25 protein-coding genes and 1 pseudogene are annotated in these 23,677 nt (G+C 30.3%); 10 read left to right on the top strand and 16 right to left on the bottom strand.

The window, feature by feature from the left end; all coding sequences use genetic code 11:
* Positions 1 to 210: 210 nt before the first annotated feature.
* Together MHI13_RS02960 and MHI13_RS02955 are read right to left on the bottom strand one after the other, a co-directional pair.
* Positions 211 to 1,158, bottom strand: a complete 948-nt coding sequence (locus MHI13_RS02960) for an LCP family protein (RefSeq protein WP_340761006.1) — start codon at positions 1,156 to 1,158, stop codon at positions 211 to 213.
* 115 nt (positions 1,159 to 1,273) lie between these two features.
* On the bottom strand, positions 1,274 to 2,053 hold the full coding sequence (locus tag MHI13_RS02955; protein ID WP_048762118.1) for an inositol monophosphatase family protein: 780 nt from the start codon (positions 2,051 to 2,053) through the stop codon (positions 1,274 to 1,276).
* Positions 2,054 to 2,421: 368 nt separating this feature from the next.
* Here MHI13_RS02955 and MHI13_RS02950 point away from each other — a divergent pair, with 368 nt between their 5' ends.
* The 3 genes from MHI13_RS02950 to MHI13_RS02940 all read left to right on the top strand — a co-directional run bounded on the left by MHI13_RS02950 (position 2,422) and on the right by MHI13_RS02940 (position 4,772).
* Positions 2,422 to 3,117 (top strand): helix-turn-helix transcriptional regulator, encoded by a 696-nt coding sequence (locus MHI13_RS02950; protein ID WP_017174893.1) that lies wholly within the window; start codon positions 2,422 to 2,424, stop codon positions 3,115 to 3,117.
* Between the two features lie 105 nt (positions 3,118 to 3,222).
* Positions 3,223 to 3,576 (top strand): hypothetical protein, encoded by a 354-nt coding sequence (locus MHI13_RS02945; RefSeq protein ID WP_017174894.1) that lies wholly within the window; start codon positions 3,223 to 3,225, stop codon positions 3,574 to 3,576.
* Positions 3,577 to 3,899: 323 nt separating this feature from the next.
* A complete protein-coding gene (locus MHI13_RS02940) occupies positions 3,900 to 4,772 on the top strand; it encodes a MurR/RpiR family transcriptional regulator (protein ID WP_017174895.1) in 873 nt (290 codons plus the stop codon).
* 215 nt (positions 4,773 to 4,987) lie between these two features.
* Here MHI13_RS02940 and MHI13_RS02935 read toward each other — a convergent pair whose 3' ends face one another.
* Entirely contained in the window at positions 4,988 to 6,376 is a 1,389-nt protein-coding gene (locus MHI13_RS02935; RefSeq protein WP_070547806.1) for an amino acid permease, read from the bottom strand.
* Positions 6,377 to 6,702: 326 nt separating this feature from the next.
* Here MHI13_RS02935 and MHI13_RS02930 point away from each other — a divergent pair, with 326 nt between their 5' ends.
* Together MHI13_RS02930 and MHI13_RS02925 are read left to right on the top strand one after the other, a co-directional pair.
* A complete protein-coding gene (locus MHI13_RS02930; RefSeq protein ID WP_017174897.1) occupies positions 6,703 to 7,047 on the top strand; it encodes a hypothetical protein in 345 nt (114 codons plus the stop codon).
* 4 nt (positions 7,048 to 7,051) lie between these two features.
* Positions 7,052 to 7,240, top strand: a complete 189-nt coding sequence (locus tag MHI13_RS02925) for a hypothetical protein (protein WP_002448560.1) — start codon at positions 7,052 to 7,054, stop codon at positions 7,238 to 7,240.
* Positions 7,241 to 7,296: 56 nt separating this feature from the next.
* Here the strand turns inward: MHI13_RS02925 and MHI13_RS02920 are convergent, their stop codons facing one another.
* The 3 genes from MHI13_RS02920 to MHI13_RS02910 are packed head-to-tail and all read right to left on the bottom strand — an operon-like array spanning position 7,297 to position 9,102.
* Positions 7,297 to 7,488, bottom strand: a complete 192-nt coding sequence (locus tag MHI13_RS02920; RefSeq protein ID WP_080979238.1) for a hypothetical protein — start codon at positions 7,486 to 7,488, stop codon at positions 7,297 to 7,299.
* Positions 7,489 to 7,493: 5 nt separating this feature from the next.
* Positions 7,494 to 8,138 (bottom strand): HAD-IA family hydrolase, encoded by a 645-nt coding sequence (locus MHI13_RS02915; RefSeq protein ID WP_017174898.1) that lies wholly within the window; start codon positions 8,136 to 8,138, stop codon positions 7,494 to 7,496.
* A gap of 49 nt (positions 8,139 to 8,187) precedes the next feature.
* Complete coding sequence (locus MHI13_RS02910; RefSeq protein ID WP_017174899.1) at positions 8,188 to 9,102, bottom strand: bile acid:sodium symporter family protein; 915 nt, start codon at positions 9,100 to 9,102, stop codon at positions 8,188 to 8,190.
* A 285-nt stretch (positions 9,103 to 9,387) separates the two neighbouring features.
* On the opposite strand from MHI13_RS02910, the gene MHI13_RS02905 reads away from it, so the two are divergent.
* Complete coding sequence (locus MHI13_RS02905; protein ID WP_070548453.1) at positions 9,388 to 9,918, top strand: hypothetical protein; 531 nt, start codon at positions 9,388 to 9,390, stop codon at positions 9,916 to 9,918.
* A gap of 45 nt (positions 9,919 to 9,963) precedes the next feature.
* On the opposite strand, the gene MHI13_RS02900 is transcribed toward MHI13_RS02905, so the two are convergent.
* Positions 9,964 to 11,565 carry an alpha-glucoside-specific PTS transporter subunit IIBC gene (locus MHI13_RS02900; protein WP_017174901.1) on the bottom strand — a complete coding sequence of 534 codons (1,602 nt, stop codon included), beginning with the start codon at positions 11,563 to 11,565 and terminating at the stop codon, positions 9,964 to 9,966.
* A gap of 201 nt (positions 11,566 to 11,766) precedes the next feature.
* Here MHI13_RS02900 and MHI13_RS02895 point away from each other — a divergent pair, with 201 nt between their 5' ends.
* Positions 11,767 to 12,528: a MurR/RpiR family transcriptional regulator gene (locus MHI13_RS02895; RefSeq protein WP_048679170.1), complete on the top strand. Its 762-nt coding sequence runs from the start codon at positions 11,767 to 11,769 to the stop codon at positions 12,526 to 12,528.
* Between the two features lie 57 nt (positions 12,529 to 12,585).
* On the opposite strand, the gene MHI13_RS02890 is transcribed toward MHI13_RS02895, so the two are convergent.
* The 6 genes from MHI13_RS02890 to hutG all read right to left on the bottom strand — a co-directional run bounded on the left by MHI13_RS02890 (position 12,586) and on the right by hutG (position 18,484).
* A complete protein-coding gene (locus tag MHI13_RS02890; protein ID WP_070548455.1) occupies positions 12,586 to 13,104 on the bottom strand; it encodes an SRPBCC family protein in 519 nt (172 codons plus the stop codon).
* 121 nt (positions 13,105 to 13,225) lie between these two features.
* Entirely contained in the window at positions 13,226 to 14,518 is a 1,293-nt protein-coding gene (locus MHI13_RS02885; protein ID WP_017174903.1) for a Na+/H+ antiporter NhaC family protein, read from the bottom strand.
* 96 nt (positions 14,519 to 14,614) lie between these two features.
* Entirely contained in the window at positions 14,615 to 15,226 is a 612-nt protein-coding gene (locus MHI13_RS02880; protein WP_017174904.1) for a flavin reductase family protein, read from the bottom strand.
* Positions 15,227 to 15,303: 77 nt separating this feature from the next.
* A complete protein-coding gene (locus MHI13_RS02875) occupies positions 15,304 to 16,185 on the bottom strand; it encodes an SDR family oxidoreductase (protein WP_019835630.1) in 882 nt (293 codons plus the stop codon).
* 88 nt (positions 16,186 to 16,273) lie between these two features.
* The gene (locus MHI13_RS02870; RefSeq protein WP_019835631.1) at positions 16,274 to 17,392 is read right to left on the bottom strand and encodes an amidohydrolase; all 1,119 of its coding nucleotides are present in this window, start codon (positions 17,390 to 17,392) and stop codon (positions 16,274 to 16,276) included.
* 156 nt (positions 17,393 to 17,548) lie between these two features.
* Positions 17,549 to 18,484, bottom strand: a complete 936-nt coding sequence (gene hutG, locus MHI13_RS02865) for a formimidoylglutamase (RefSeq protein ID WP_054105729.1) — start codon at positions 18,482 to 18,484, stop codon at positions 17,549 to 17,551.
* Positions 18,485 to 18,740: 256 nt separating this feature from the next.
* Here hutG and MHI13_RS02860 point away from each other — a divergent pair.
* Positions 18,741 to 19,569, top strand: a pseudogene (locus MHI13_RS02860) (lysostaphin resistance A-like protein); the annotation flags it as partial.
* 271 nt (positions 19,570 to 19,840) lie between these two features.
* Here MHI13_RS02860 and MHI13_RS02855 read toward each other — a convergent pair.
* A complete protein-coding gene (locus MHI13_RS02855; RefSeq protein ID WP_049382599.1) occupies positions 19,841 to 20,530 on the bottom strand; it encodes a ribose 5-phosphate isomerase A in 690 nt (229 codons plus the stop codon).
* 160 nt (positions 20,531 to 20,690) lie between these two features.
* Between MHI13_RS02855 and MHI13_RS02850 the strand changes: the two genes are divergently transcribed.
* Positions 20,691 to 21,347, top strand: a complete 657-nt coding sequence (locus MHI13_RS02850) for an MOSC domain-containing protein (protein WP_049434493.1) — start codon at positions 20,691 to 20,693, stop codon at positions 21,345 to 21,347.
* A gap of 55 nt (positions 21,348 to 21,402) precedes the next feature.
* On the opposite strand, the gene MHI13_RS02845 is transcribed toward MHI13_RS02850, so the two are convergent.
* Both MHI13_RS02845 and MHI13_RS02840 read right to left on the bottom strand, forming a co-directional pair.
* Positions 21,403 to 22,413: an aldose epimerase family protein gene (locus MHI13_RS02845; protein ID WP_048680392.1), complete on the bottom strand. Its 1,011-nt coding sequence runs from the start codon at positions 22,411 to 22,413 to the stop codon at positions 21,403 to 21,405.
* Between the two features lie 29 nt (positions 22,414 to 22,442).
* A complete protein-coding gene (locus MHI13_RS02840; protein WP_070547984.1) occupies positions 22,443 to 22,769 on the bottom strand; it encodes a YnfA family protein in 327 nt (108 codons plus the stop codon).
* A gap of 293 nt (positions 22,770 to 23,062) precedes the next feature.
* Here MHI13_RS02840 and MHI13_RS02835 point away from each other — a divergent pair, with 293 nt between their 5' ends.
* A complete protein-coding gene (locus MHI13_RS02835; protein WP_049382598.1) occupies positions 23,063 to 23,671 on the top strand; it encodes a DNA-3-methyladenine glycosylase in 609 nt (202 codons plus the stop codon).
* Positions 23,672 to 23,677: the final 6 nt, after the last annotated feature.

The raw sequence follows: 23,677 nt of genomic DNA, 5'->3' as shown, positions 1-23,677 counted from the left end.
ATTAAGATTCTGTATTATTTCCCCATATTCAATACAGAATTAATATTATTGTATAACTAAAATCATATAATGTTAAGGCTTTCAATCATATCTATTGACCTTTCTTTATTCTTTTAAATAAAGAATATACTTTTAAATTTTTATATCTTTAAATAAAAAATCTGAGACCTATAAATTAGTCTCAGATTTTTTAATTGCTATATATTTTTTTTATTTTTTCAAATTATTATTTAATACCTCTGTCATTTGCACTTTTGAACTTTCATTAGGAATAAAATACCATAATCCATCATTTTGAATACTACCTGTCCCTTCTAGCTGATGACGATTAACTGTATCATTAGCCTCTTTATAATGACTTCTAATTTCATTTAAATCCCCTAATGTTAAATCAGTTGTGACGTTCTTTTGAATTTGAGTAATTAATGATGGCAAATGTGTAATCGCTGAAGAACTAACCATTTTATTTGCCATAGCTTGTAAAACTAGTTGTTGACGTTCTTGACGTCCAAAATCACCACCTGCACCTGTTTCTTTACGACTTCTAATAAATGCCATGGCTGTATCTCCATCAACATGAGTAGATTGCCCTTTAGTAAATGTTGTACCTTGAACTGTAAATGTATCATTACTTACTATGTTAACACCGCCTACCGAATCAATCATGTCGTGTAATCCATCCATATCAATAGTAGCGTAGTGGTCTATTGGCACATTCATTAGTTTTTCTAATGATTTAACAGCCATGGTAGGCCCCCCATAAGCGTAAGCATGATTTATTTTTTCAGTTGTACCTCTTCCTACGATTTCTGCTTGAGTATCACGTGGAATACTTACAAGCTCAGTCGTTTTTTTCTTTGGATTCACTGATAAAATCATTATTGTATCACTACGTTCACCATCATTTGTGCTTTTACGTTGTGCATTAGAGTCAACACCAAATAAGGCAATTGTAAATGGATCTCCATTTTTTAAATTAACATTATGAGAACGCAATTCAGATTGTTGACGATGAAGCGAGTTATGAATTTTATTACCTGTTATCAATATTGTTGTCGCGATAACGGCTACAGTAACGACAGCTAACACAACAAGTATACTAATAATCCATTTCATTATTTTACTAGAGGAACGTTTTTTTCTATCAGGACGTTGCATCTTCCTCCTCCTATTCTACTTATATTAAAATATATCTCCATTATTATATATTAAATGATTTAATTTACTATACAACTTTAGTAGGAAATATATTAAATAACTAAGAAGAGAAGGATTAGTGTTTATCATTAATAATAGCTAATATCTCCTCGTAGCACCCTTTATTACTAATAATAAAGGGGCCACCTTTAGCGAAATCAAGATGTTGTCCATCCATCTGTGTCATCACTAATCCTAATTCTCTGGCGAATAAAAACTGTGCTGCGATATCCCAAGGTTTAGGATTAGTATTAAAATGTGCTCCAAATTGTCCTTTTATCACTCGCACTGAATCTAATCCGCAAGCTCCTATATATCTCACACTAAAAGACGATTGATACAAAGCTTTACTTAATTTTTCATTCACGTATTCTGAACCAAATGAAACAATAGTATCTTTAAGCGATAATACTTCTGGAGACTCAAGTTTGACATTATTCATGAAGGCCCCCTTACCTTCAATTGCTTTATATATTATTTTATGAGCGTAGTCATAAATATAAGATAATTTAGGTTGTCCATTTTCAAAGTAAGCTAAAATAATACAATAATCTTCTTGTTGTTTCACTAAATTGGCTGTTCCATCAATAGGGTCCATAATCCAAAGGTGTCCCTGATAAGGTTCAATACCCTCATTATTTTTTTCTTCAGCTAATAACTGATGTGTAGGAAAATACTTTTCCAGATAGGCCTCGAAATCATTTTGTATTTGTTTATCTACATTTGTAACTAAATCGAATCGATTTTCTTTTGTTTCTGTAACCATGTTTTTAATTAAATTAGGAATAATACCATCTAAATGTTGGAACCAATCCGTAATATGCTTATCTATAAATTGAAGTTGTTGTTTTTGCATGATGTCACCTCAACGTTTTTATTCATCTTATCATATAACATATTATTTTTTTTAAATAAAAAATCGGCTAGTCATTTGCTAGCCGACAAAATAGAAAGGAAAGTAAGTAATAAATATTGAAGATGTTTCGATGTAACCCGAACGATTCACCTTGAGCTATCTGTTATACAGCCCCTACCCCTTTGTTTGAAATCGTTCTACCCTGTTACAAATACTATATTAGCATAATTATCTAATGATTGTAAGCGTTTTCTAAATAAAAATAGTTTATTATTACACTTCCAATCAACTTATTACTAAAAATGTCTTGAATCTCAGTCTTATGTTATAATTAATGTAATATGTAATGTTCATAGGTGGTGAGTATATTGAATAAAATGGAAAGACAAAATCAAATTATTTCATTAATTCAACAAGGACATAAAATCAATGCGTCTGATTTAGCAAAACAATTTAATGTCTCTACCCGTACAATTACTAGAGATATTGATGATTTAGAATCTAAAGGAGTTCATATATACGCTCATAAAGGAAGACGCGGTGGATATGAAATTCAAAATACTGATCATTATTTTCATCTTAAATTAAATGAATCCGAACTTATTGCACTATTTTTAACTTTGCAAGAAAGTCAATCTCACTCTACATTACCTTACACTCAAGACATTCATTCAATTATGAACCAATGTTTAAAAACACCTAATACACAAATGCTAAAAATACTGAAACATATCTCCAATAATATTAAATTAGAAGATACACATTCTCTAACATTACCACATTTGTTTTCAGATATTTTAATTTATAGTAACGAAAGACATGTTATGCTTGTTGACTTTTCAGAAAATAATGAAATTACTGCAGAAAATGTGATATTCATCGGCTTACTGTGCCGTAACGGTCAATGGTTTGCTATTGTTTATGAAATTGGATTCGGTAGAACTCGTGAATTATCAATATTAAATATTGTTGATATTTCTTATTCATTTGAAAAAAAAATTCAAACATACGATATTACTATTCATAACTATAAGGAATTTCTACAACCTAAAAACAATGAATAAAGTGAGTATTGAAGAAATTTTCGTGTATTCTCACTTTCATTCTCAAATACTAAATGCTTACATACCAAATATCCTTAACACCCTCTTTTAAAGGATGAGTATACCATGCATTATAAAACCTTAATATACGATCAACACATTTTAATTCAATTATTAATTTTACTAGAAAAAGCTAAATATTATTATTTTATGGACATAGCACATTTATCTTTGGGAATTAAAGATTACAATAATTTTATTAATCATTGTCGTGCGCATTTTAAACATAATCAAATAAATAGTATTTCATCTCATTGTTCTGATTCACAAACGTATTGCTTCGAACAATACAATGAATTGATGACTCATTTAAAACAAATCCCTCTTCAAAATTTTAAAAATGGAAATTTAATCGTCGATTTGCAAGAACGTCAAAATCATATTTATAAAGTTTATAATCAAATTAATAATTATCAATAACCTTATTTTTTCGATAAGTTTAGTAGGTAAATTGTCATTGTAATTTATAGTATGTATAATAATGCTTGATTAATATTAAGTAAAAACTGCATACTGTTTTTTAATTCACGAAATAATGTCATATTGGTGGGAGAATATCACATTATTTCGGTAATCCTGTTACGTAAACCTTTACTTAACTTAATCACTTTACAGTTATTTATCGATATTTGTGGGAATTTAGATGTAATATATGATGTATTCACATGCCTAGATAGAGATGTTTTCATTTTCATCTATCTATTTATGATGAAAGAAAAACTTTTAATAAATTAGGTGATTGGATGACAAATATTTTAAGTAGGATAGATGAAGTCTACGCTTCGTCTTCTAAAAGTGAACAGAAACTTTCACGTTTCATATTAAATTCTCCACATAAATTAGTTTCAATGTCTAATGAAGCGATTGCAGATGAGCTTAATATTAGTGTGTCTACTATGAATCGTTATAGTCAAAAATTAATTAATCAAAATTTTAAAGCTATACGCGATGAAATTAAGCAATGGTTTCCTAAACAAGTCACACCGTATAATATCAAGTTAGTAGAAAATGAATCAGTAGAAAGCTTAAAACAAAAATTATATTTTCAAACTAAAGCGTCGTTAAAACAAAGTAATCATTTTATAGATCACCAAACTATTGACGCTATTTGCGAAACATTTAAACAGGCACATACCATTTTTCTATATGGTTATGGGAGTTCATACGTGTGTGCGCTTGAATTTTATCAGAAATTGTCCCGTATTGGTCTCAATATTCAATTAGTTCAAGATACACATTTACTAACTACAATGTTGTCTACACATAATAAAAATGATTGTGTCGTTTTTATTACCCATAGTGGTGAACAGAGCGAACTACAAGCAATGGTAAAAGTCGTTAAAGATTTTAACCTTTCAATGATTACAATTACAAGTTCTAACAATAATTCAATTGCAAAAGATTCTGATTTAGTTTTAACGTATAATGAAGATTATAAAAACGAACTGTGTATGAGTGCGACAACTGCATTGTTTGCACAATTATATACGATTGATATTATATTTTACCGCTTTATAGCACGTAATTATCACGCTTCTTTAGACTATATGACACAGTCAAAGATTTCATTAGATAATTACCACAAGTATTTATCAAAAATTGAATTTAAACATTAATAAAAAAGGAGTGGGATAAAACTCATTGTTCCACTTCATTCCCAACTTATGTTGGGCGTCGACGTTCTTTTTGAATGACTTTATGTTGGGGTCTCGGTCTACAATTAAAAAAACTTGATATTAGTCTATGTTTAATTTAGGGATTTACTATCCAAACGTTAAAAAATCTGAGACGTTTATGCACGTCTCAGATTTTTTATTATATATTTTTATCGTTATTTTACTCTTTTTATAGCATCATTTTTGTGATGACCGCGAATAAAGTAATACACTGTAACCCCTGCTAAGACAATAATACCTATAACCACTGAAATAACTGTGTCTTTATTAAATAACATACCAATTAAAACAATGAGTAAAAAGATAATTGTCATAACACTAGAAATTGTGCCTCCTGGCATTTTAAATGGATGATTTTCAACCTGTTCTGGATGTAATTTTCTGAAACGAATATGACTGATTAAAATCATAAACCATGGAATCATACCTGGTAAAATAGATGCACTATAAACATACACGAAAATACTATCAGCGCCTTTTATAAATAAAGGTAAAATAACATTTAATAATGCTCCAATTAAAATACCAATTGCAATAGTTAATACAGGATAAAATGGCACACCATTTTTCATTACACGTGTAAAGATTTTAGGCATTTGCCCTTTTTGAGCAAGTGTATATATCATACGACTTGCACTAAAAATACCAGAGTTACATCCTGATAATGCAGCAGTTAATACAACAAAGTTGATTAAACCTGCGGCAAATGTAATACCAATTTTAGAGAATGTAGCTACAAAAGGACTACCAATACTTTCTAATTGATTCCAAGGGTATATTGAAACAATAACAAAAATAGCACCTATGTAAAAAATTAATATACGCCATATAACACCATTTACAGCACTTTTAATATTCTTTTGAGGATTCTTTGTTTCACCTGCAGTAATACCAATTAGCTCAACCCCTTGATAAGAACCAATAACGATTGAAAGTGCAAAGAAGAAACCAACTAATCCATTTGGCATAAATCCACCATGTTTCCATAAGTTAGAAATACCGATAGGGTGTCCTCCATTACCAATTCCAAAGAAAATCAATCCTAATCCAGCAATAATCATTAATACAATTGTTACCACTTTTATCATTGCAAACCAAAACTCAAATTCTCCAAACGCTTTAACTGAAGCTAAGTTTGCTATTAATAATAATACTACTGCAATCACGCCTGGTATCCATTGTGGTAAATGAGGGAACCAATAATTCATATACTCACCTACGGCAATGACTTCACTCATCCCAACGACAATCCATTGGAATATATTACTCCACGCTGTCATATAGCCAGCAGCTGGATGTATGTATTCACTAGCAAATGTTGCAAATGAACCTGTTGTTGGATTTAAATAAATCATTTCTCCCATTGCTCTTATTATTAAAAATAAGAATATCCCTGCGATTAAATACGCAAAAATAACTGATGGTCCAGTCCATTTAATTGTACTTGTTGCCCCCATAAATAAACCTACACCGATTGTCCCACCCAGCGCAATCATTCTAATTTGACGTGCACTCAGTCCCCTATGTAATTCATTATTATCCATAAAAATACCCCATCTCTATTTGGACTAAGGTGCGATACTTTTAACCTTTAGAAAATATTTATTACGTTTTCTTAGTCGACATATCCTTTACCTTATTGAAGTTATTATACTATAATTTTCAGAAAATAAAATATATTTTTTAAATTCTGTCGAAAGCGGTTTCGTCAATTTACTTAAATTTTTTTACTTTTTGCAAAAATGAATAATCTAATATTTGTGTTATTGGGTTATTTTTAGTTGAGAATCATATTACTAAATTAATATATTTAATTGATACTTTAGCAGTATGCTATACTGCTTATATAGACTTAAAGGAGTTTAACCTTATGCAGCATTTATTAAAAAAGGATATGAAGGTATCTATTATTTTTGCTATTGTGTTCTTTTTACTGAACTTTTTTAGTGAACAACAACACATGGTAAGTTTGCTTATACTACGAACGCTTTTAGCAACTTTAGTATTTTTCTTACTATACTTAATTGTATTTTCAATCTTTAATTCTGATCAACGTAAAATAAAATTTAGTATTACTTTATCTATCGCTGTTATAATCTTTTTAATTATAGGAACATTATTATCTTCTCCAAAGTTCGGTGTTTTAACAGGAATCTGTGTAGGTATTATTGCAGGATTTATATGGGAATGGATTGAAAAAAGAAAAGGAGAATAAATATATGTCAGTCACTATTGGTATAATATTAATTATTGTTTTATTATTTTTAAGTCTCATACCAAATTATAATGCAATGAAACAAGCTAAATCTCAAGGATCTAAAAGCACTAGATTTACCGTAATGGTAGGTATTGATGCGATTTTAATTGTTTTATTAGTCTTTACAATTATTCTAAAAATAATTATTTAATAAAAAAGGAACCTTAGAAAAAGGTTCCTTTTTTACTGTTATATTGGTCAGTCACTTTATAATTTGCCTTGTAACAAAAAGAAATACGCTATAAAAGCAAGTATAAGATATATCATTGATCCTAACATGAATGAACGTATACGAACTCTAAAAGGAATACGTTTATTAAATATTGGACCTAAAACAAGATTTCCTATTCCGATAATAATGGGTCCAGCTAAAAAGAAGATGATTAATTGCGACGACATGTCATTCACACATGACCCTTTTCAAAAAAACGATTTATAATTTCTTCGCCATTTAAATCTTTACCAATATATGGAATAGTTGAGAAATCTTGTTTTTGAGTCATATCATTTGTATTTACTATAACATCTAATCCAGCGCGAAAAGCAGCTGTAGCACCATTTACAGAGTCTTCAATAGCTAAACAATGAGTTGGAGAATAATTAAGTTGCTGAACCGCAGTCAAATAAAGTTCTGGCTCTGGTTTTACATATTCTACACTTTCTCTCCCAACAATAATATTTATATATTCATCTAAACCTAAACTCTTAAATACTGGAAAAATATCCTTTTTATAACTACTTGTCGCAATTGCCATAGGAATATGACGTTGCTTCAAGTATTTCATTAATTGTTTAATCGTAGGATTAATTTCTAATTGATTACTTGTTTGATGATGTTCTTTATAAATAATTTCTTTATTATCTTTTCCAATCGTCTGTTCCAAATATTCGTGTAAATCCTTTGCTTCTCCACCAATATTTTCACGGTAAAAATCGAGTGTAATTGGTGTTGCTTTATGACTAATTAAATGCTTATTAATAATATTAAATAAATGTTGTTCAGTATCGACAATTGTACCATCAAAATCGAATACTATTGCTTTATACATGATATTTCTCCTTTAAACTTAATATTATAGGTAAGTTTAACATATTACATTAACGTTTAGACCAATATTTGGCAAGAATAGGTCCAGAAATATTATGAACAAAACTGAATACAGCTCCTGGCACTGCTGCTAGTGGACTAAAATGTACAGTTGCCAAAGACACAGCTAAACCTGAATTTTGCATTCCAACTTCAATAGAAACGGCCTTTTTGTCTCTTCTATCAAGTTTGAATACATGCGCTAAAACATAACCTAATAAATAGCCCACTACATTATGTAAAATGACTACAATAAAAATAAGGAATCCAGTTTTAAGAATTTGTGATTTACTCCCTCCAACAACAGCCGCTAAAATCAATGAAATCGCTACTACAGAAATAATTGGTAAAATTTTAGTAGCTTCCCGAGTTACTTTTTTGGAAGCAAGTTGTAAAAGGAATCCTATGATTATTGGTAATAAAACAACTTGAATGACCGACCATAACATACTTAAAAATGATACATGTAACCACTCATGAGCAAATAAATAAATTAAAGCCGGTGTTACAAATGGTGCTAATAAAGTAGATACACTTGTAATCGCTACAGATAACGCGACATTAGCATTAGCTAGATAACTCATGACATTACTTGATGTTCCGCCAGGACAACATCCAACTAAAATCACTCCAATTGCTAACTCAGCTGGTAAATTAAATATTTTAGCAATAGTATAGGCCAAGGTAGGCATAATAGTGAATTGTAAGATCACTCCGATAATAACAGACCTCGGCTCTTTAAAAACTAATTTAAAATCACTAGGTTTAATTGTCATTCCCATGCCTAACATCACAATTCCTAATAGCCATGGGACGAATTGACCCATCGTCGCTAGTTGAGTTGGAAATATAAAACCTATAATAGCAGCAATAAACATCCATAATAAAAATGTCTTAGTTGCAAATTCACTTACTTTACTTAACATAATGTCACCCTCTTATTTTAAATAATGAAATAAGAGTATCACAGGAGAAAAAGTAAAACAATGAATTTTCAGAATATTTAAAAATATGTATATTTTTATTTTTTCTCTTTTAAATAGAGTTACGAATATATTACAAAAATATTAAATTAAAATTCATTCAAAAGTCGTAGTGATAATCATAATAAAGAGTGATACAATCAGACTGTATATGGGAACGACGTGTTTCATTTTAAGAATGATAATGACATGAAGACTACATATTATTAAGAATTGGGAGGTTCTTGCATGTGGATAGATAAAGTTGAAACTTACATTCTAAATATTGTAGGTTTGCAATCAAGATCGACTAAAAAACAATTAATGAAAATTTGCAGAAATGTTCAATTTTGCGAATCATTTCAATACAACATTATTAAATATAACAATACTCCAGCCCTTGAAATCAGTTTGCCTAAACAACAATTGCCCTATTTCATTAGTTTTTTAAGTTTTTACCAAATTTCTATTTACCAAATTCTTTCTTCTAGAAATACACACATCTTATTGGATTCTGGACAATATTATTCTTCTTCTAAACGCTTTAATTTATGTATAGATGGATTACAAGATGCTTTTATTAAAGATAAAGTTATTGATATAATGACATATTTCTCTAATCAATATGATTTAACTTATACATTAAACAATAATTATGCTAGCGTATGTTGTAAACCAGAAATATTCTCGAAACTCATTCAGTTTATTGCTTGTCGAAATATTGATATTTTATCAGCCACATATAAAGCTCGCGCATTACATAATGCACGTATTTCTTAGAATACTAAAAGGGTCGAAACAAAATGTTTCGACCCTTTTAGTATCTTATTTTTTGTCATTTTCATCAAATACTAAGTGTTCAAATGCTTCTCGTACTTGTGGTACGGTCATCCCTACAACTACTTGTACATTCTTACCACTTTTTACAAGTCCATGTGACATTTGTTGATGTGTAAAATATGCAGTATCTTCTACTTTTGATTCGTCATTAACAGTTAAGCGTAAACGTGTTGTACAATTTGTCACATCTTTAATATTTTCTTTTCCACCTAAACCTTCTAAATAATAATATGCTTTTTCTTCATATTCATTACTAGGCTCAAAACCTGAAGTGTCTGTACTATCTTCACCTTTTTTCTCTTTATAATCTTTTTTAGAAAATAGTTTCACTTCTTCTTCAGCACGACGTCCTGGTAATGGAATATCAAATTTTAAAATAAGATATCTAAATACAAAGAAGTAAATTGCTGAGAAAATTAAACCAATAATAACTTGAGCTACATAAGTCATCCAGTGATTTTGTCCAAGTGGAATCCAGTTTGTTGCAATAAAGTCAAGTAGTCCTCCACCCATATTACCAACTACTCCAAAACCATACATGATTGTATCCATTGTTGCAGCTAATAATGCATGAATAACAAATAAGAATGGTGCAATAAATAAAAATGTAAATTCTAATGGTTCTGTAATACCAACTACAACAGCAGTTAATGTAGCAGGTATCAATAATGCAGCTACTTTTTTACGATTTTCTTTAGGTGTTGTAGAATACATTGCTAAAGCAATACCAATTGCGCCAAATACTTTACCATTACCTTGAAGCATGAAACCATAATGGAATTGATCTTTTAATGGTTTGCTACTTTCGGCAAATTGATTTAAATGTCTAAACCATTCTGCTTTTAAACCATCTTTTGCTACAACTGGACCTACTTCAATTGGTGCATAAACAAAATGGTGAAGTCCAGTAGGTATTAATACACGTTCTAAGAAATGGTATAACCATACGCCTATATAACCAGAAGCAATAATGAAGTGTTGTAATGATTCAATTCCGCTTTGAATCGTTGGCCACACTACACATGTAATGGCTGCTACAGGTAACATAACAAAGAATGAAATAGTGACTACAAATGTTAAACCTTGGAAAACACCAAGCATTTCAGGTAATTTCTTACTGTAATATCTATTATGTATCCAAGTTACAATAGCTGAAATAATGATACCACCTAAAATATTAGTATCTAATGTTGGAATACCTGCAATTGCTTTTAAACCTGTAACATTTTCAACACCTTTTTGTAAGTTTGCACCAAACGTATGTGGCCATTGCGTTAAAATGGTATTGATAAATGTATTAAACATTAAGTAACCCATTAAAGCTGCTAATGCTGCGTGACCTGGTGCTTTTTTAGCAAGTGAAATTGGTAAACCTACTACAAATACAATTTCCATGTGATTAAAGATAACCCAACCACCAGATTCAATGACTGACCAAAATTTAAACCAAAATGTGTGACTGTCTGCCAAACCACCCATTATTGTTGGGTTTTTAAATAGTGTTGCAAACCCCAATATAATCCCGAAGAATGCAAACATTAATACTGGAACTATCATTGCGCTCCCAAAACGTTTTATTGCGTTCATATGCTGACCCCCAAATCTAAATATCATAGTTAATCATATGATATTGCACTTTTTTAAGCGCTTTCTTAATATCTTAATTCTATTATAGTAAACGCTTTCATATATACAATGATATTGACTCATTTTGAAATATTTTTGTATAATCAGTTTATATTTTCTATAGATGAAAAAATTTTCAATATTATAACTTGAGGTGTTTATATGTTATTAGATGAGAGAGTTAATACTAACTTTGATAAATTAAATGACAATGATCTTCATATAGCTCATTTTGTTAATACACATATAGAACAATGTAAAACTTTAAAAATACAAGAACTATCACAATATACACATGCATCAAACGCAACTATTCATCGTTTCACACGTAAATTAGGCTTTGATGGCTATAGTGATTTTAAATCTTATTTAAAATTTGAAAGTCAATCTTTACATGAAGTTCCTACCGATTCAATCAAACAATTTAAACAAGAAATTGAAACAACATTTACTTACCTAGAAAGGGTAAATTTTAACCTTATTACTGAAAAAATTGATAAAGCTACCAATGTATACTTATATGGTACTGGACGAGCTCAGAAAAATGTAGCTGAAGAAGCACAACGTATCTTATTAACTATGCATAAAAATGTAATTGTATTGCATGATGAACATGAGATTAAAATGGTACTTAACTACTCTAATGAAGATGACTTATTTTTTGTGATTTCTTTATCTGGAGAAACTCACCAATTAACTGAGATTACTAATTTACTTCAATTGCGCCAACGTTATTTTATTTCTGTTACAACCATGAAAGACAATACATTAGCACAAAAGGCAAATTATAATGTTTACGTTTCTAGCCATACATTTTATTTATACAATGATATAGATTATTCTAGCTTTATTAATTATCATATCTTTTTTGAAACGCTACTAAGAAAATATAATGAGCGAAAAGAAAACGGTGAATTACAATAAATAAAAAGACCTATTAAGTAATAACTGACTTTTACTCAATAGGTCTTTTCATTTTAATTAAAGTAACATATCATTGTCCTCTACATATTGATCTAAAACTTCATTCATTCGATCAAACATTAATTCTAAACCATGTGCAGTAGAATCATGATATTCTTTCTTTTTATGTTTATATTCTAAAGCCGTTAAACGACGTTCTTTTTCTACTATAGATTGATAGTAAAAGAACATTTGCGTACCGCCTGATTCACGCTCTTCAAATTCTACTTCAATAGCATCTTGACTATCGCTTAATTCTGGCATTCCAATAGTCATTTTGATGTATTCATCGGATACTAATTCTTCATATTTACCTTGAATTACATTTTGTTTACCATTACGAGCATCTACTATTCGATATTGTCCACCTTCATGAATATCTGCATCAAATAATTTATTTGTTCGTTGGGAGGTCATAAACCATTGCTTTAATAAGTTTATATCTGTCCAAGCACTATAAACCAATTCTGGAGAATATTTAAATAAACGCTCAATATGAATCTCAACTTGTTCATTTTCTACATTATATTTTGCCACTCATCTCACCTACTTTCACTCTTAGTTATATTTTAACGCATTTATAAATACTACCAAAATTTCAACTATCAGAAATTAAAAAAAATATAAATTTAGATGATTTTAACTTGTTATATATCATTTATTTCGTCTTAAGACGTGGAAATCTAAATACAATTGCTAGAATTCCACAAATGCCTAATAAAATTGAATAAATACAATATGGCAACATACTAAAAGGAGATATTCCAGCGACACCCGCTGCTGCAATAAGTTGAGGGCTATAGGGTAACAGACCTTGAAAACATCCAGCAAAAATATCAAGAAGACTTGCTGATTTACGAGGATCTACTTCATACTCGTCGGCAATATTTTTAGCCAATGGTCCTGACATAATAATTGAAATTGTGTTATTTGCTGTAGCGATATCCGCTACACTCACAAGACTAGCGATACCAAATTCAGCACCACGTTTCGATTTCACTTTCGATTTCACAAAATTAAGCAACCATTCTACACCGCCATTATGTTGAATAAGACCAACAAGCCCACCAATAAGTAAAGCTATAATTGCAATATCTTCCATTCCAATAATTCCTTTTGATATAGCAGTTAATAAACCTTTCCAATTGAAAGAACCATCAATAAGACCAATGATTCCAGAAAGTATAGTACCACTAATTAAAACTACGATAACATTCACACCAATGACGGCTAAAACAAGCACTAAAATATAAGGAATGACTTTCACTAAGTTATAATCATATTGCTTAGAATGATCAATATGTACACCATTTGTTAAGAAAAATAAAATGATAATTGTTAGAATTGCACCTGGTAAAACAATCCAAAAATTAACTTTAAACTTATCGCTCATTTTTGTTTTTTGAGTACGTACTGCTGCTATTGTGGTATCTGATATCATTGATAAATTATCACCAAACATCGCACCGCCTACTACTGTTCCCATCGCTAACATAGCTGAAATATCAGTTGCCTGAGAAAATCCAAATCCTACAGGTGCAAGTGCTGCGATAGTTCCAACTGAGGTTCCCATAGAGATAGAGACAAACATACAAATTATAAACAATCCTACAATAATAAAATTTTGTGGTATGAGTGATAGTCCTAAATTAACTGTAGACGTAACACCACCCATTTTTTCAGCAGTAGTTGAAAATGCACCTGCTAAGATAAAGATGAAAACCATTAGGACAATATTTGAATGCCCTGCTCCTTGGGTAAATATTTCAATCTTTTTTGAAAATTTTTCTTTTCTATTCATCATTAATGCTACAATCACAGTAATCGTTATCGCAACATTTAAAGGCATATTACTAAAATCTCCAGTAGCGATTCCTATTCCTAAAAATAATGCAATAAATAGCACAAGAGGTAGTAGTGCCCATGCATGCCCTTTATTCCCTTCTTCCATATTTAACCTACTTTCCTTAATACTAATTGAATTTATATTTAAAGGTACAAGATTCATATATCATCGTCAATACAATTACATGTAAAATTCATATTATTATGATTCTGGACGTTTAATTGTAAATGTGTCTCCGAGTTTAGAATAATTATTTCCCGCTAAACGTGCTACCGGTTTAAGCTGATTAAAATCAATTTTACTATCCTCAAAATAGACATCTTCATTTATATGATACATAACAACTTCTCCTATAATTAAATCCGCACCATCATTTTTAGTACCTAATTGAATCATTTGATCTAATTTACATTCAAAACGAATATTAGCTTCTTTCACAGCAGGCGTCTGTATAATAGATGAACTGATAAGAGTCAATGATGTGCGTTCTAATTCATTGTCTTCGTATTTTAAAGGTGCAGCCGTCTCATTGATATCTTCAATATTGAATTCATCTGTAATATGCACAACAAATTCTTTTGTTTTTTCAATATTTATAGCAGTATCTTTACGCTTACCATTACTTCTTTGTGCTGCAATTGCTATCATAGGTGGCTTATTATTCACTACATTGAAAAAGCTAAATGGTGCACCGTTTAAATTACCTTTTTCATCTTCCGATGTTACAAACGCAATAGGTCTAGGTATAACTGAACCACTTAATAATTTATAATTTTGAATATCTGATAATTGATTTGGATTAATCCCTTTCATTTTTAATTCTCCTTTATAAAATAAAAAGCGAGAGATTTCTAAAAATCTCTCGCCAGTATACTTAACGTTTAACTAAATTAGTCGATTTGAATACCACCAGTAACGCTATGAACTTGACCAGTTAAATAACTACCATCTTCTGAAGCAAATAATACATATGGTCCCACACATTCAACAGGTTGACCTGCACGACCTAGTGGAGTAGCTTGGCCAAATTCTGGTATTGCTGATTGAGGTTGTCCACCACTGATTTGTAAAGGTGACCAAAATGGTCCTGGCGCTACACTATTCACTCTAATACCTTTATCTCCAAATTCTTCAGAAAGACTTTTTGTTAATGAAATAATTGCTGCTTTAGAAGCGGCATAATCATGTAAAATTGCAGCAGGTTTATACCCTTGCACCGAAGATGTCGTTGTAATTGAAGCACCTGGTTTTAAATATTTAGTTGCTGCTTGAGCAGTCCAAAAAATTGGATACACATTTGTTTCAAATGTTTCAGCAAATTGTTCAGTCGTAAATCCATGAATATCATCATGATACTGTTGATGACCTGCAACAAGAGTAATGTTGTCTAAGCCACCTAATTCATTATAAGCTTGTTTTACTAAATCATAGTTAAACTGCTCATTTCTCACATCTCCAGGGATAAGCACTGCTTTTCTTCCAGCTTTTTCGATGACTTCTTTAACTTCTTGTGCATCTTGTTCTTCACTTGGTAAGTAGTTAAGAGCTACATCAGCGCCTTCTTTAGCATAAGCAATTGCTGCTGCACGTCCAATACCAGAATCGCCACCAGTTACTAGCATTTTATAATCTTGTAAACGGCCATGACCTTCATATGATTCTTCACCACAATCTGGTTTAGGTGACATTTTATATTGATAACCTGGTGTTTCTTGTTCTTGTTTTTTATAATCAGAATCTTTAAATTTAGTTCTTGGATCTTGTGCACCCATTAAAATCATCTCCTATTTAATCACTCAATACAGCTTTACCACATTAAATAGTAATTAAATCATAATTCCAAAAATTTTCTAATAAATATTATGCTAATAATTGATAAATCAGTTCTATAAAATAATCAGGTGTTTTTTCTAAAATACGTTCATCTGGATTGTATTTTGGATGATGTAAATCATATTCGCTATTCGATCCAATAAATGCAAATACCCCTGGATGATGCTCTAATAAACCAGAAAAATCTTCTCCAATTGTATACGGATGTTCTAAATCAATTACTGTGTATCCTACTTTTTTTGCCGCTTCTTTAGCATGTTTTGTAAGCTCTACGTCATTAATAACTGCGCCTGGTAAACGTGTATAAATTAATTCAATCTCTATATTAAATAATTGTTCTAATCCTTTAGCAATATCATGCATACGTTGTTCAATATAATCTTGTACTTCAGGTTTGAATGAACGTACCGTGCCTTGAACATAAGCATTATCTGCAATAACATTCCAAGTATTACCTGAAGACACTTCTCCTATTGTAATGACAGCACTATCAAAGGCAGATAAATTACGACTAATAATTGTTTGCAAACTTGTAATTAATTGCCCTAACGCCATTACAGGGTCATTGCCTTGCTCTGGCTTGGCAGCATGAGCTCCCTTGCCATGAATTTTAAATTCAAAACGATCTACAGCAGACGTAATAGGACCAGATTTAATTGCAAATTCTCCAATATCTAATGTTGGATAATTGTGAAATCCAACAATCGCTTGTACATCATCTAATGCATTGGTTTTAGCCATGGCTTTAGCACCATACCCAAGCTCTTCAGCTGGTTGAAATAAAAACCTTACTCTTCCATTTAATTGTTCTTCTTCTTCTTTTAACTTGGTAGCAATAGCTAAGATACTAGCCATGTGAATATCATGTCCACAAGCATGCATCACTCCATCATTAGTAGAAGTAAAGTCTTGACTAACTTGCTCCTGAATAGGTAACGCATCAATATCAGTACGAACAGCAATACATTTTTCTCCTTGTCCTATTTCTGCTACTAGGCCCGTTTCCATTGGAATGTCAATCATTTTAATATTGTATGAAGTTAATATATCTTTTATACGTTGCGTCGTTTTATATTCGTATTTTGATAACTCAGGATATTGATGAAACATGCGTCTCCATTTTACAACGTCGTTAAAACTTGTCATCAATGTCACTTCCCTTTCTCTAAGTCCAATAAAATGTTGTATAGTCTATAGTATCATAATTATCAAACTTTTCTTATAACTAAATAAGAGTAGATATCCATTACTTAGAATGGTGGACTACTCTTATCTAAAAGTTCATTTCAATTTTTAAAATAACTACTCTATAAAATGGTGAATAAAATTCGCTGCAAGTTGAGCAGTACGATGATCAATATCATAATTTGGATTGACTTCAGCAATACTAATAGAAGATGTCTTTCCACTTAATATAACGCGTTTACCTATATTAAATACAGAATGAGGATTCAATCCGAGGACAGTAGGTTCACTTACTCCAGGTGCAAATGCACTATCGATGGCGTCCATACTAATTGTAAACATAATCGTTTCATGCTGATGAATAAAACGTTCAATCTTATCTTTAATGGTTGGAGACAAATCATTTAAAATTTCATCTGCATATACATAGATAATTCCTTTTTCTTCAGCATATTCATATAGAGAACGTGTATTTCTACCTTGAGATAAGCCTAAAACTAAGTAATCAACATTATCATCTTTTTCTAAAATTTGTCTGAACATTGTACCAGAATTAGATTGTACATCAGCACGCGTCTCAAAATGTGAATCGATATTAATAATGCCAATAGAAGCATCAGGATAAGTGTGTCTCGTTGCTAGGTATTGTGCGTATGCGATATCATGTCCTCCACCAATAAAAAAAGATTGGTGATGCTGTTGAATAACTCGAGCAGCCAAATCTCCCATTTCTTCTTGAACTTCACTTAGAGAACCTTTTGTATATTCTACATTTCCATAATCAACAAGAGATTCACATTCACTTAAATCAGGTAATTGGGCAAACGCTTTTTTTATTTCGTCTGGTCCTTTTTTAGCACCAATTCTTCCTTCATTCAGTTCAATCCCTTTATCAACGGCATAGCCTAACAAACCTACACCAACTTTATCAAAACGATTTTCTATTTTTTCTAAATTAGCAAATGTGACGGTCTGAAAATGCTTAAACTGCTTAGGATCATTTTGACTATCTACTCTTCCTTTCCATAGTTTTGGATTGCTTTCACTGTACATAATATTAGATGCCTCCTAATTATTTAAGGTTATCTTAATCATATAACATATTTTATACAATCAATACCCATTTTTATTAAATTATTTACCCTTTAATTTATGATTCAGACATTAAATATTAGTTTCAAAAATTTAAAAATAATTCAATACTATTACATTTTAATGATATTTAAAATGGACAATTTATTTATCCCCTTGTAATATGTATAATATTAAGAAAAGAATATATATGGTTACCCTAATGGAGGTTACATACATGAAGACGAAACGTATTTCAGGATTTCAATGGACTTTAACAATTTTTGTATTTTTCGTTGTTACAATGGCATTGTCTTTAATCCTGCGAGACTTTCAAGCATCTATTGGTATTAAACGTTTTGTGTTTAGTATTAATAATTTAGCGCCATTTATTGCTGCAATAATTTGTATTATTGCATTTAAAAATAAGCGTACTCAACTAGCTGGTTTGAATTTCTCTATTGATATTAGAGTTATTGAACGTATAATACTTGCGTTAATTTTGCCGCTCATTATTTTTATTATTGGAATGATGAGTTTCAATAGATTTGCTGATAGTTTTATTTTATTACAAGCCAATGATTTATCAGTATCTGTATTTACAATTATGATTGGTCATATTTTCATGGCTTTCTTTGCTGAATTTGGATTCCGTTCATATTTACAAAATATTGTTGAAAGTAAAGTCAATACATTTTTTGCTTCAATCATTGTAGGTTTAATGTATTCTATTTGGACTATTAACACGACATATGGAATGCAATATGCAGGTTATCACTTCTTATATACATTTATGTTTTCAATGATTGTCGGTGAATTAATTAGAGCAACTAAAGGTCGTACGATTTATATTGCAACGTTATTCCATGCTGCAATGACATTTGCTCAAGTATTCTTATTTAGCGAAGAAACTGGCGACTTATTCTCTATGAAAGTTATTGCTTTAAGTACTACAATTGTTGGTATTATTTTCATTCTTTTAAGTTTAGTCATTCGCTTTATCTTATATAAAACAACAAACCAATCATTAGATGAAGTAGAACCTAATAATTATTTAGACCATGTAAATGATGACATAGATGATTCAAATAAGATATCTAATAGTGAATTGGATAAAAAAGAAACGTCACATCAATCGTTACAAGAAAATAATGTGACTCATACACAGACTAATGAATCTGAAGTCCAAGACGGTGATCATCATTTAAAATCATCTTCTAAATATACAGAAAATAGACGCTCATCTGTAGTGGATAATGTAAAAGAAGAAATCAATGATATCCATAAATCTAATAAATAAAAAGAAAAGAGAGGAACTTAAACATGTTCCTCTCTTTTTTACTTCTTATTAATTACTTTAATTCCTTCTTGAGTGCCAATAATCGCTTGTGTTGTCATATCTAAAAAATAACCTGTTTCTAGCACACCTGTGAGATGAATTAAAAATTCATGTAATTGATAAGGATCTATCTTACTTTTTAATTCACAGTCTAAAATATAATTCCCATTATCTGTAATAAATGGTATATCCTCATTCATTCTTCGTTCGACTGAGATATCATTATATGCTTCAATTTTTTTAGATATCAGTAACCAGTTAAATTTATCAACTTCAATAGGTAATTTGAAAGTTTCACCTAAGTAATTTACCATTTTACTTTCGTCTGCTAAAACTATAAATTGTCTTGCCATTTCATCAATGACTTTCTCTCTGAATAAGGCACCACCGCCTCCCTTAATAAGGTTTAAATCTGAATCGATTTCATCTGCACCATCAATAGCTAAATCTATATAAGTAATATCATTAATATCAACCACATTAATATTATATTGTTTAGCAAGAAATTCACTTTTATTAGATGTACATACACCTGTAACATTTAAATTATCTTGTTGAATACGCTCTGCAATCTTAGGAATCAATAGTTCAATTGTACTTCCTGTTCCAATTCCAAGAATCATATTATCTTGGATTTGAGCTACTGCATCATCTGTCGTCATTAATTTGAGTTCTTTCGCATCCTTCATCGGTACTATAACTCCTTTTCATATACTCATTTATTATTTTACACTAGCCTTTTTAAAATACCTAGGTCTATTTTACATTCATTTAATTTATCAAAAGATATTTTTATACTTTTTAAAAATATAGTAAAATAACAGATATGATAAAAAAGGAGACCATAACATGATTCCGGTATATGCTATTTCAACTGGTAAAATTAAAACTTTAAACTATGATCAAAAACGTCCAATGCATTCTGCTTTAAATAAAACAATGTTTTCTGGAAAAATGTGGTTATCTTATACAGGGTTCAGTGAGGATGAACAAGCTTATAAGGACCATGGTGGTCCACACAAAGCTGTTTGTTGTTTTAGTAAGAAAAATTATGCAATGTATAAAGATGATATTAATATACTACCTGATTATGCAATGTTTGGTGAAAATTTAACTCTCGTTGACCTTGATGAAAATGATGTGTATTTTGGAAATCAATATCAATTAGGAGAGGCAATTGTAGAAGTTTCTGAAATACGTGAACCTTGCTGGAAGATTCAAAGAAAGTATGGTATTAAACATTTAGTTAAGCGGATGTCATCCTCAGGTAAAACAGGATTTTATATGCGTGTTTTAAAAGAAGGTTATGTGCAGCAACAAGATCATTTATTACTCCTTAAAACTGCTGAATCTCCTACACGCTTATCTGTTCAAAATTTGAATGATATTTATTATAATGACCGTGAAAATATAGATCGTTTAAATAAAGCTATTAATAATCCTTACTTATCTCCTAAACGTATTGAAAAATTGAAATTATTAAAAGAAAAAGCAATGAATAAATAGAAACATACCACTATCACTTAATGTCATAGTGGTATGTTTCTGAATAAAAATAAAGTTATTTTTCTGAAATATGATATATTGTCTTCGCATAAAATGGAACATTAGCTTTTAGAATTGATTTAGCTTTATTGCCTTCATTATTAATATCATTAGGTAAGTATTGTGTTTCTAGCGCTACACCTGAATGAGGTTTATAAATATTAAAATCACTCTTCCATTCTGATGTATCATTAAAAGTAAAAATTACTATATTAGTCATTGTTGTTTCTACATCTAACGCAAACTCGTTATTTTCAACGATAAGACGATGATGACCAATATCAAATGGGTGATCGAGACCTTTATTAAAATGTATTTGTTCTTTAATTTGTTTATCTTCAGAATTAAAAATATCTTGAAATTGAATAGGTCGATGATTAAATCGTTCTAATAAATCAATAGGCTGTTGACTGGAAATAAGATGGTTCTGATCAATAGGATACATTTTTAATTGTTCACTTATTATAGAGTGATTATCAATGACATTATTATCTCTATTTAGATTAAAGTACACATGATTTGTAGGATTGAATAATGTATCTTCATTTGATGTTGCTTCATATTCAATCGTCCAGCGATGTTCAACATCATATGTATGTATAACCTTAATCATCATATCTCCAGGATAACCATCCTCTTTTGATTGTATCTGAAGTTTAAATATAACTTTAATATTTGTTATATTATTTTGTATTTCATAATCAAACAACCGTCTGTCTAAACCATTACTACCGCCGTGAAGTTGATTAGTCATTTCATTTGCTTCCAATTGATAATATTTATTGTTCAAATTAAAAGAAGCATTTTCAATACGTCCTGCATATCGTCCAATAGTAGCTCCAAATTTATATGGATTTTCAGGGTAAAATTCATCCGCTTCTACTTTATTACCTAACACAATATTATTATCATGATATTTCCAACACACAATTCGTGCTCCATAGTTTGTAAATACAATATACGTATCGTCATTATCTATTTTAATTAAATCTATACCATGATTTTGTTTCTCTACTTCAACTATCATTACTTACGTCTCCCTCTCAACACGCTTGATCAGGCTCTATTTGGTAAAATCATTATTAATACACCAATAATGCATACAACAGCACCTAAGACATCATACTTATCTGGAATTTGTTTATCAAATACAAATGACCATATGATACTCATTATAATAAACACTCCGCCATATGCCGCATAGACACGTCCAAAGGTTGGAAACACTTGAAATGTAGCAATCACACCATATAAGACAAGTACTAGTCCACCAATACACCCTAACCAACTTAATTGTCCTTCCCTTAACCACAACCAAATTAGATAGCCTCCACCAATTTCACAGAGACCTGATAATACAAAAATAAATATTGAATATATCATTTCTTTATTCACCAACTTTTGAAAAGTTAGTTTCATTGTAGCAAACTGCTTTAAATTTCATCTATTACTTTTAAACTTTGACTTTATCATCAATACATATTGTTACACTTTTTTAATTAATATTCCATAGGTTTTATATAAATTAAAAATGTAAACGCTATCTATTAAATGTTTTTTCATTCTCTATCAATGTATTTAATATTTTCTAACTCTAACATTTTCCACTATAATAAAATTATTAAAAAATTTAGACAAGCATCCAAATGATTCATTTAAAGAAAGAGGTATTTATATTGGACTTTGTAAATAAACCAACAATTGAAACGGCTAAATCTTTATTAGGCGTTAAAATTAGTTATCAAGATCATACACAAACTTATAGTGGCTATATTGTCGAAACAGAAGCTTATTTAGGTTTTAAAGATAAAGCAGCACATGGATTTGGTGGGAAACAAACGCCTAAAGTCACTTCTTTATATCAACGTGGTGGAACCATATATGGCCATGTTATGCATACGCATTTACTTATTAATTTAGTAACACGTGAAGAAGGTATCCCAGAAGGTGTCTTAATACGTGCAGTTGAACCTGAAGATGGTATCGAAACTATGAAAATCAACCGAAATAAATCTGGTTTCGAACTTACAAATGGGCCAGGAAAGTGGACTAAAGCATTTAATATTCCTAGAGCAATAGATGGTTCAACAATTAATCAATGTCGTTTATCTATTGATGTAAAGAATAGAAAATTTCCTAGAGAGATTGAAGAAAGTGCACGTATAGGTATCCCAAATAAAGGTGAATGGACAGAAAAACACTTAAGATATACTGTTAAAGGAAATCCATATGTCTCTAGAATGAGAAAATCTGATTGTCTATTACCAGAAGAAACATGGAAGTAACACCTC

It is taken from the genome of Staphylococcus sp. FSL K6-0223, from assembly GCF_038008285.1.
Note: the sequence above shows the minus strand (reverse complement) of the source record. Positions and strands in the feature narration are given on the sequence as shown.